Below are 9,745 nucleotides of genomic sequence, written 5' to 3' on the forward strand. Positions count from 1 at the left end.
CACTTGATGCTATGTTCGATTGGTGCCTACTGTGGCTGGGTCATAGACCGCTAGAAATCATCTTATCTATGCCCATTTAGGTTTTGGCTTCAGGTTTTTCTCTGAAGGATGACTTCCACTCTTTAAAGCTAACACGGCTTTCTGGAGATTACGAATACTTGTTGTTAAAGTTAAGGAGTCTTTACAAACTGCAACGATTAGATTAAGAAGGTTGAAGGTTGTTCGCGTAGCGTGGCCAAAGGCCAAGGTTACAGGTTGAAGGTTACAGGTTGAAGGTTACAGGTTACAGGTAGAAGGTTACAGGTTGAAGGTTGCAGGTTGAAGGTTACAGGTTGCAGGTTACAGGTTGAAGGTTACAGGTTGAAGGTTACAGGTTGCAGGTTACAGGTTGCAGGTTATATGTAACAGGTTTAACGTTACAGATTGCTAGTTATACATCCGGCTTTCAGTTGTTAAGCCTCTAATCTTCAACCATCCAACCTTCAACCATCAAACCTCCAACCAACCAACCTCCAACCATCCAACCTTCAACCATCCAACCTTCAACCATCCAACCTTCAACCAACCAACCTCCAACCAACCAACCTCCAACCATCCAACCTTCAACCATCCAACCTTCAACCATCCAACCTTCAACCATCCAACCTTCAACCTATCAACCTTCAAGCTATCAACCTTCAACCTCCAAGCATCACAATGGTTTGCTCTCCTATAAAGGGTGGGCTTTCACCTTCGGTTCTATGTCACAATAGATCATAGGTAAATTAATAAATATAGCGATAGGGGTTTACTTCCCATAAGCCCATAGCCTAAAGCTGACTTGTAGAGAACCATGCCCGATATCCCTAATTATTTGCGCGGTAACGAAATCCGGCAAACTTTCCTCGATTTCTACTCCCAACGGCAACACAATGTATTGCCAAGTGCTTCGTTAGTACCGGAAGACCCGACGGTGTTGCTGACAATTGCGGGAATGTTGCCGTTTAAACCGATTTTTCTAGGACAACGTCAGTCGGAATTCCCTCGCGCCACCACCTCCCAAAAATGTATCCGCAACAATGATATAGAGAATGTGGGACGCACGGCACGGCATCATACTTTTTTTGAGATGCTGGGGAATTTTAGTTTTGGGGATTATTTTAAGGAACAAGCGATCGCATGGGCATGGGAACTCTCTACAGAGGTATTCGGTTTGCCACCAGAACGCTTAGTAGTCAGTGTGTTTCGGGATGATGATGAAGCGTTTGCGATCTGGCGGGATAAAATTGGGATACCAGCCTATCGCATCCAGCGCTTGGGTGAAGAGGATAATTATTGGAAATCGGGTCCGACCGGTCCGTGTGGTCCGTGTTCAGAACTTTACTACGATTTTCACCCAGAACTGGGAGACGAGAGCATTGACTTGGAAGATGATACCAGGTTTATTGAGTTCTATAACCTGGTATTCATGGAATACAACCAGGATGCCGAGGGTAACCGCACTCCGTTAGATAAGCAAAATATTGATACGGGGATGGGGCTGGAGAGGATGGCGCAAATCCTCCAGCAAGTGCCGAATAATTATGAAACTGATTTAATTTTCCCGATTGTAAAAACCGCAGCGGAAATTGCTGGGGTTAACTATAACAAGAGTGATGAGAAGACGAAGGTTTCTCTGAAGGTTATTGGTGACCATATCCGGGCAATTGTTCATATGATCGCGGATGGGATTACGGCTTCTAACACCGGACGGGGTTATGTGTTGCGCCGTTTGCTCCGTAGAGTGGTGCGTCATGGCCGTTTGATTGGGATTGATGGGGAATTTACCTGGGAAGTGGCTCAAACTGCGATCGCATTATCTGAATCAGCTTATCCTAATGTGCGGGAACGGGAAAAAACTATCCAAGCGGAAATGCAGCGGGAAGAGTCTCAATTCCTGAAAACCCTGGAACGGGGAGAGAAGCTGCTAGCTGAGATTTTGGCTAAGAAGCCTAAGCAGATTTCTGGCACAGATGCGTTTACCCTCTATGATACCTATGGTTTCCCAGTGGAATTAACTGAGGAAATTGCTGAAGAACAGGGCTTAACGGTAGACCTCGATGGCTTCGAGGTGGAAATGGAACGCCAGCGGGAACGGGCTAGAGTTGCCCATGAAACGATTGATTTAACAGTACAGGGTAGCTTAGATCAGCTAGGGGAACAGATCGATAGCACAGCATTCCTGGGTTACACTGAACCCAAGTCTATGGCTAAGGTAGAGGCTTTGCTAGTTGATGGGAAGTCTGTGGAATCCGCTGGGGCTGGGAGTAAGGTCCAGGTGATTTTGGATCAGACCCCATTCTATGCCGAATCTGGGGGACAAATAGGCGATCGCGGTTATCTGTCTGGGGATGCGCTATTGGTTCGCATCGAAGATGTTCAGAAGGAATCGGATTTCTTTGTCCACTTCGGTACTGTGGAACGGGGAAATTTAGCGGTAGGCACAACAGTAACGGCTCAAATTGACCGGGCTTGTCGCCGTCGAGTTCAAGCTAACCATAGTGCGACCCATTTACTGCAAGCGGCTCTGAAAAAAATTGTTGACCCAAGCATCTCTCAGGCAGGCTCTTTGGTGGCTTTTGACCGCTTGCGCTTTGACTTCAATTGCCCTCGCGCTCTGACATCGGAAGAGTTAGACCAAATTGAGGCACAAATTAATAATTGGATTAGTGAAGCCCATACTGCTGATGTGGAGGTGATGCCCTTGACAAAAGCTAAGGCTAAGGGCGCAACCGCTATGTTTGGGGAAAAGTATGGCGATGAGGTCAGGGTGATTGATTTCCCTGGTGTCTCGATGGAATTGTGTGGTGGTACCCATGTCAACAATACTGCTGAGATTGGCGTGTTTAAGATTATCTCTTCCGCAGGAGTGGCGTCTGGGATTAGGCGCATAGAAGCAGTGGCTGGACCGGCAGTGCTGGATTATCTGAATGTGCGGGATAAGGTGGTTAAGGATTTATGCGATCGCTTTAAAGCACAACCGGAAGAGTTACCTGAACGCATTAGTAATTTACAACAGGAACTCAAGGCGACTAATAAACAGTTAGATGCCCTCAAGCAACAACTGGCTTTGGCAAAATCTGACCAATTGTTAGCGGAAGCTAAGTCAGTCGGTGAGTTCAAGGTTCTGGTAGCGAAGATGGAGGGAGTAGAACCAGAGGGGTTAAAAAGTGTTGCGCAACAGCTACAGCAGAAGCTGGGAGAAAGTGCAGTAGTGTTGGGTTCAGTGCCTAGCCCGGACAAGGTGAGTTTAGTGGCAGCCTTTAGTAAGGGTGTTAATCAGAAAGGCTTGCAGGCTGGGAAGTTTATTGGTGCGATCGCTAAAATATGTGGTGGTGGTGGCGGTGGACGACCTAACTTGGCTCAAGCTGGTGGAAAAGATGGCAGTAAGTTAGGGCAAGCTCTTGATAGGGCGTTGCAACAGTTGTTGGAAGGGTTGCAGTGATTTTGGAGTGGGGGATCCCCCCTAACCCCCCTTAATAAGGGGGGGATTTGAGATTAAGGGGGGATTTGAGGAAATAGTTGTATTTGTGAGATCGCGTAGCGATTGGCCGTAAGCCACGCTACGCGATCGCGTAGCGGCTCTGTAAGAGCATCGCTCTTTTGTGTGCTGGTGAACAATTTAGTGCGTCAGTGCAATAGTTTTGTTTGAGCCACTGACCGACCCATCGTAATTGGTGAGTTAGTGCAATAGTTTTTTTTAGCGCTTGCATGTTAATCCAATTTCGGTTATAATACTATCACCGCTGACGCAATGGTTTTTCAGCCATGATAATTTCCAGCGCATAAGGGGCTGATTTAGTAGGTGTTTCTGCCACTCGCCTCCGTTTCCTTATGAACAAGGGCAGAGTTACAGGTAGGCTTGGCACCACACTCGAAACGATTCTTCAAGAGAAGATATCGAGTGTAATGTATTGTTGTACATTTTTATCAAAATTACATTTTTCCCCTACAAGCTTTGCTTAGCAAAAATTGTAGCAATAACCCTATAATAGTTGATCATAGCTATACCCTAGAAAGCCTAAATTTGGATATTGTCAACAGTATCTTGCTTGAGGTAATTCTGAGGCTAATCTTAATCTTTACAATTCACTATATTCATGGAATAATACCGATAAAATTGAATAATCTGACTAGGTTTACATCGATTAATGCTGTAGATTTACATCATAATATCTGTAAGTACGATTGTCTAAATTCGGCAATAAATTAAACGCTTATTGTTTATTGATAATTATCTAATGGCTGAACAATATATAGCACATAGCTATCGTATTCTTAAAGAATATAAAACTTCAATCTACTCTAGAACCTATAAGGTAAATGATGAGAGTGCAGCGGCCCAACCTTGTCACTATATAGCCAAAGAATATAAGCCTCTGTCTGAAGAACCAGAGGTAATGCAAGAAGCTCAAAAGCTCTTCAGTGAACGTGTCCAAGACATAAGGGCTTTGAAAATTAACGGTATAGCCAATATTAAGTATCAGTTTCAACAAGGCAATAGTTTCTATATACTTCGAGATTATATAAAAGAGAATACTATTGAGGTAGAGATTAAAAATGGCAAGTATTTCCAAGAGAAAACAGTTAAGAAAATTCTAAAAAAATCTCTAGAAATTTTAGATCAATTACATCAAGCTAAAATAGCTCAGGGTAATATTAGGGCTTCTAACATAATATATTTAGGAGACGATCAACTGACTCTTCTTGATATTGGAGATTTAAACGAAATCGGTGGGCTACAGATAGTTTCCGGCAAGGTGTCTATTGCTCTAGACAAATATAATGATCGTTACAAACCACCCAAAGGGAATAAAGAGAGGTATCGAGACGATCTATATGCTTTGGGAGTTGTTTGTATTGAGATGATCAGATCTGAGATTCATCCTCAGCTTATTAGTCACCAATCTACTCAAGAAACTATATGGCGTTATCACGTTCCTGGGAAAAGCCCTTTACAAATTAGCGATGCATTTGCAAAGATCATAGACAAAATGATTCTTTATGAGCCCCAAGCTCGCTATCAGTCAGCTAAAGAGATATTGAATGACTTAGACCAACTCCTTGATTCTAAGTCTAAAATCCCTGCATATGACAAGACTCAGCTTAAGATAAGTATTATTAGATTTAGGATAAAACTATTTTCCAATCCACTATATGCTCTATTGATTGTAGTTTCTTTAATTGGTTTTGCTTATCTATCACTAAGAGTATTTAATGATTTTATAATTGTTACTGATCCTGTTGTTCCTAAGCCTGAAATTTGTCCACTTAAGATGGACGATCATATCAGTTGTGGTGAAGAGAGTCTTTTTCATGATTTCCCGCCACCAAATAAAAAGATAGCCATGAAATACTATCATGACAAACAATACGACAAAGCTTCAAGATTTTTTAAAATTTCATTGCAGCAGGAATCTCAAGATGATCCAGAAATTTTCATTTACCGGAATAATGCTAAACTTAAGACAGATCCCAATATAAAGCCCTATACTATTGCTGTGGGAATTCCTATCACAGGAAACGAAGATAAAGCCAAAGAGATGCTTCGAGGAATTGCTCAAGCTCAAGGCTATATCAATAACTCCCAAGCTAAGATAAATGGTAGACCGCTGAGGATCATGATTGCCGATGATCATAACGAGAGTGAAAGTGTATTATCGAAGTTTATAGCTTATTATGATGGGGAACCCTTGGAAGGGTGTGTAGATACTCCTGAGGGAGAAGCCTTTTGCGATCAAGCTTCAAAAACTCAGATAAACTGGAGAACAGCCACTGCATCCGATGCATACGATGCCATCAGGACCATTGCTAAGGCTCTGGAGACTTTACCAAACCCCAATCGATTCAAGTTACAAGAAGCCTTAAGGAGGCTCTACCGAAGATAGTGTGTATAAAACCGCGCTTATTGCCGACTAGGTCTGATGGGAGGGGTTATTTATAAAAAATCATTCTATCTCTTGATGCAGTCGATCATGGGGGTTTCCCCCAAGACCGCGCTGCATCGCTTAAAAACTCAAACTCCCGCCCAGTAATGATTATACGAATTATTCGATCAGATTTTTACACAGCAAGTTCGGTAGAGCCCTTAAGGAAAAATAATTTTAGTTACTCAGGTGTAACTGGGACAGTCAAATTCAAACCAGATGGTAACCGCACAGAGCCACCAGGAGCGGCAGTTAAAGTTATACGATCAACATGTGATTCAGCTTACCACGGATTAGAATTTGTTCCCATTGAGTATGTGGATGAAAAACAATGTCAGTTGATTGAATAGGAAAACCTGATGAATAATACAGAAAAAACTGTTATTGCAGTAACTGGTCATACCAATTCCGGTAAAACAACTTTGATCAGAACGTTAACCAAGAGCAATGTCGGTCTAGTTGCTGACCAAGCACATGCAACAAAAAAGACTGAAACGATTCCATATGAGACTATGCAAGCCTGGTTCCTTGATTGTCCAGGTTTTGAGGTTCCAGATTCTTGTTTAGCCTATATGAGAGCTAAAAAACAAGGGCTTTATCCAGAGATATTAGCAAACATATTTCCAAATGTTGATAGGATGAAATATGACCTAATAGCAATAGAAGGAGTAGAGCAAGAAGCAGATGTGGTAATATACGTTGTCGATACGTTAAATGATGTGCCGGAAACAGGACATGATCAAGAAATTGAACTTTTAAAGGAATTAAATAAGCCGATTATTGGCATTGGAAATAAAAGCATAAAAAGAAATGAACAGCATGTCGAACGAATAACTCAGTGGGAAGATTTTTTTAAACGAAACCATATCACTAATTACATTATGTTTGATGGTTGGTGGGATGACCCTTCCAAAGTGACTCGGATTTATAGCTATGTAGAAAATTTATTGTCTGGTCAAAAGAAAGAAAGATATCGCATAGACCTTGCAAATTTCAGAAATAGACAACTGGAAATTTTAAGGGAAGCTTCATATTTAATGCATGACTGTATCCAAGGATGCAGCAAAGTCAAAAGACAAAAGGGTATTGATAACACTTCACCAGAAAATAATCTCATTGATGAAATACGTAATGAAGTTAAACAGTTATTAGAAGATTTTAATGAAAACGTGTCAAACCTTTATGACTTAGCAGCAGACGATCCACTCAAAGGAGTTAATGACCTTAACTTTCATAAAAAAAACTTTTCAAAGCCTAAAGATGTAGTTGATGGTGCAGCTGCTGGTACAGGCATTGGGACTGGAATCGGTGGTGTTATAGGTGGGATAATCGGTTTTATGATTGGATTGCCTGTTGGTGGTGTTGCTGCTGGACCAGCAGCGCTAGTTGGTATACAGGTAGGGGCTACTGTTGTTGGTTTATTGGGAGGAAGTATTTGGGCTGTATTATCTGTAAATAACAATATAGAAGTTTCTCTCGATCAAAATGGTAAAAACTTTATAGCTACTACTTGCCTAGCAATTATATGGGGAGTGTCTTACCACGGTTACGGAAACAGCCCAACCATAGGAGAGGAAGACATTGTTGGGCTTTTACAAACAATTAAAAATTTCCAAGACAACAGATCTATTCCTTGGGAGAAACTAAGGAAAAAACAGGTGTTTGAAGAATGTAAACAGTTTTTTGAAAAAGTAGAAGGTAGATTGTGAGGTGAAATGTGTAGCAAAGCTGACGGGGCGCTTGTCGTCTCCTCAGGAGCCATAGAGAAGCGCTGCCTGCAAATCATTTGCTTCTAAATCAGGCATTTCTGCTAAGATTTGCTCAGCAGTAAGTCCAGCTCCAAACAAATCTAGTACATCCGATACTCTAATTCTCATACCTCGAATGCAAGGGCGACCACCGCACTGTCTTGGATTAATCGTAATTCTTTTAAGCAAATCTGACATATAGCCTTACTCCAGAATGGATTTTAATCTCGCTATATAGGGTTTATTATAGCTGGTAATATTGGTCGTAGTGCAGTGCTTTGTTAGCACTTATAGTCGATTGATAACATAAGAACTACTGTCATCTGATATCTCAATCACTTGATCTGACCATCGCAAATTTATTGACTTAGGATATTCAATTTCGATCTCTTCTATGCCCTGTATTGCTGGCTTTATGTATCTTTCAATAAAAACAGAAACCACCTCTCCGGCTTCCTGCTCCATGTGCCTCCACGCTTCTTCTCCGTGATAAAAAGCGCCACCACAGGCCAGATATTTCTCTGATAACTCAGTTAACCTATTCGAGGGTGTTGGATCTAAAACCAGAAGAACTGGTATAAAACCAGCAGCTTGGCTTTCTTCAGGAAATGAAAGCTCTTCACCAAATCTCCCCTGACCACTTGCAGCAATTGTTACTCTAAGTTTAAGTTCATAGGTTCTATTATTACTTGGAACTAAACAGTCTATTTGTCGCCCTTGGTTAGTAGGATTTCCATTTGCATCAAGTCTCTTAACTGGCGAGTTTTTCGCTCCAACAGGCTTGCCACCTAAGCAACTCGCTAATAGAGGTTGAAATAAATAGCCAGTTTCCTGGGCTGACCGATTGTCGATATCATAAATCCACTTCCTCCAAACCATCCAATTCGCCAGAAGAGTGGTATTGCATCCACCATACTCTAGAAGTGATCTAGGACCAATTTGATCCATGTTGGACATAGGCTGTGATGACAGAATTCTTTGATATTTAACTCTGCGCCGATGAAGAGCAGAGAGGTTTTCTATAAATAACGCAAAATCGTTATCCTGATTGAAGCAGGCTGTCAGTGCTGAGATCACATCTTCGGCACTGATATCAGATTCTGCTATGCTATCAAACCAGCTTATTGGAATATTGTAGTAGTCATCATCTGGTACATTGACTTTAATAATCTGAAGGTCATCGTGAGACCATCCAAGGTTATCAATAGCAATAGATAGTAGTGACGATAACTCCCCATCAGATATTATAACCTGAGCTTCACCTGAACCATGCATTTTGCATTTAGAATACAAGTTTTTTATGAAAGCAGTATTTTTCATAGATTATCCAAACAATGTGTATTGATTGGTTTGATATCATGTCGGGATAATTACCCTTAATAAAAATCTCCCCATCTCCCCATCTCCCCATCTCCCCATCTCCCCATCTCCCCATCTCCCCATCTCCCCACCCTCCCTCTAATTATGGGTATTCAACCTGACTTGATATTATTGGTTTCCATCAGGCTATTAAGCAAAACTTCTGTATTTTTTAAAGCTGGGCTCATAGCTCCTGCCTTTGTAAGCAAAAAGCCAAGCATGCGACCTTCATTGTATTGATCGCCCTCGAAGCCATAATTATCACGGATATGTTCAGCAAATACACGAGCCAAAATTGGTGGAATTGCATTGCCTATTTGCTGGATTTTATGAGAGGCATTCCCACAAAATACAAAATCATCTGGAAACGTTTGAATTCGCGCTGCCTCTCTTATCGTTAAAGGTCTGTTTTCCACTGGGTGTATTAACTCTCTTGTGGCAGCACCAGTGATGGTTAAGCTCGGCTCATTTCCCATCAGTCTTTTAAGTCCCGATGGCGCTCCACCTCGCTTTTCTGTGGGCATACCATCAGCAACGCGCCTATTTGCTCTCTTCTTAAATGACTGATGCTGTAGTTCCTCTGGCAAATCCTTCATGGTTTGACCTGGCTTTAAGGCAGTAATTCTTTTTAGCTGGATGCCGTTAATAATTGGGTAGTAATGGTCGGATATTTGTGTGGCATTTCCACGAATA

Annotated in this window: 10 protein-coding genes; 3 read left to right on the plus strand and 7 right to left on the minus strand. The window is 41.8% G+C overall.

Annotated elements, in window-relative coordinates; all coding sequences use genetic code 11:
* Positions 1-66 precede the first annotated feature (66 nt).
* Entirely contained in the window at positions 67-246 is a 180-nt protein-coding gene (locus F6K57_RS27725; protein WP_293071632.1) for a hypothetical protein, read from the minus strand.
* A gap of 214 nt (positions 247-460) precedes the next feature.
* On the minus strand, positions 461-640 hold the full coding sequence (locus F6K57_RS27730; RefSeq protein ID WP_293024938.1) for a hypothetical protein: 180 nt from the start codon (positions 638-640) through the stop codon (positions 461-463).
* A 192-nt stretch (positions 641-832) separates the two neighbouring features.
* Between F6K57_RS27730 and alaS the strand changes: the two genes are divergently transcribed.
* On the plus strand, positions 833-3,463 hold the full coding sequence (alaS, locus tag F6K57_RS27735; RefSeq protein ID WP_293071633.1) for an alanine--tRNA ligase: 2,631 nt from the start codon (positions 833-835) through the stop codon (positions 3,461-3,463).
* Positions 3,464-3,516: 53 nt separating this feature from the next.
* Here the strand turns inward: alaS and F6K57_RS27740 are convergent, their stop codons facing one another.
* Positions 3,517-3,639: a hypothetical protein gene (locus F6K57_RS27740; protein WP_293071634.1), complete on the minus strand. Its 123-nt coding sequence runs from the start codon at positions 3,637-3,639 to the stop codon at positions 3,517-3,519.
* 620 nt (positions 3,640-4,259) lie between these two features.
* Here F6K57_RS27740 and F6K57_RS27745 point away from each other — a divergent pair.
* Positions 4,260-5,906, plus strand: coding sequence for a hypothetical protein (locus F6K57_RS27745; protein WP_293071635.1), 1,647 nt, complete (start codon positions 4,260-4,262; stop codon positions 5,904-5,906).
* Between the two features lie 398 nt (positions 5,907-6,304).
* A complete protein-coding gene (locus tag F6K57_RS27750; protein ID WP_293071636.1) occupies positions 6,305-7,654 on the plus strand; it encodes a GTPase in 1,350 nt (449 codons plus the stop codon).
* 42 nt (positions 7,655-7,696) lie between these two features.
* On the opposite strand, the gene F6K57_RS27755 is transcribed toward F6K57_RS27750, so the two are convergent.
* The 4 genes from F6K57_RS27755 to F6K57_RS27770 form a co-directional block, all read right to left on the minus strand.
* Entirely contained in the window at positions 7,697-7,891 is a 195-nt protein-coding gene (locus F6K57_RS27755) for a DUF433 domain-containing protein (protein WP_293071637.1), read from the minus strand.
* Positions 7,892-7,981: 90 nt separating this feature from the next.
* Positions 7,982-9,013 carry a restriction endonuclease gene (locus F6K57_RS27760; protein ID WP_293071638.1) on the minus strand — a complete coding sequence of 344 codons (1,032 nt, stop codon included), beginning with the start codon at positions 9,011-9,013 and terminating at the stop codon, positions 7,982-7,984.
* Positions 8,976-9,128, minus strand: coding sequence for a hypothetical protein (locus tag F6K57_RS27765; protein WP_293071639.1), 153 nt, complete (start codon positions 9,126-9,128; stop codon positions 8,976-8,978). Before F6K57_RS27765 ends, F6K57_RS27760 begins: the two co-directional genes overlap by 38 nt.
* 37 nt (positions 9,129-9,165) lie before the next feature.
* On the minus strand, positions 9,166-9,745 hold a 580-nt coding region (locus tag F6K57_RS27770; RefSeq protein ID WP_293071640.1), incomplete at its 5' end, for a DNA cytosine methyltransferase.

Origin of the sequence: Moorena sp. SIO4A5 (assembly GCF_010672005.1) — a bacterium.
Classification (GTDB): Bacteria; Cyanobacteriota; Cyanobacteriia; order Cyanobacteriales; family Coleofasciculaceae; genus Moorena.

Bases quoted from the DNA above. Each gene is read 5' to 3' on its own strand.
- F6K57_RS27765 (WP_293071639.1), bottom strand. From the start codon at position 9,128: ATGGGGAGATGGGGAGATGGGGAGATGGGGAGATGGGGAGATGGGGAG.
- alaS (WP_293071633.1), top strand. From the start codon at position 833: ATGCCCGATATCCCTAATTATTTGCGCGGTAACGAAATCCGGCAAACT.
- F6K57_RS27730 (WP_293024938.1), bottom strand. From the start codon at position 640: ATGGTTGAAGGTTGGATGGTTGAAGGTTGGATGGTTGAAGGTTGGATG.
- F6K57_RS27745 (WP_293071635.1), top strand. From the start codon at position 4,260: ATGGCTGAACAATATATAGCACATAGCTATCGTATTCTTAAAGAATAT.
- F6K57_RS27760 (WP_293071638.1), bottom strand. From the start codon at position 9,013: ATGAAAAATACTGCTTTCATAAAAAACTTGTATTCTAAATGCAAAATG.
- F6K57_RS27750 (WP_293071636.1), top strand. From the start codon at position 6,305: ATGAATAATACAGAAAAAACTGTTATTGCAGTAACTGGTCATACCAAT.
- F6K57_RS27755 (WP_293071637.1), bottom strand. From the start codon at position 7,891: ATGTCAGATTTGCTTAAAAGAATTACGATTAATCCAAGACAGTGCGGT.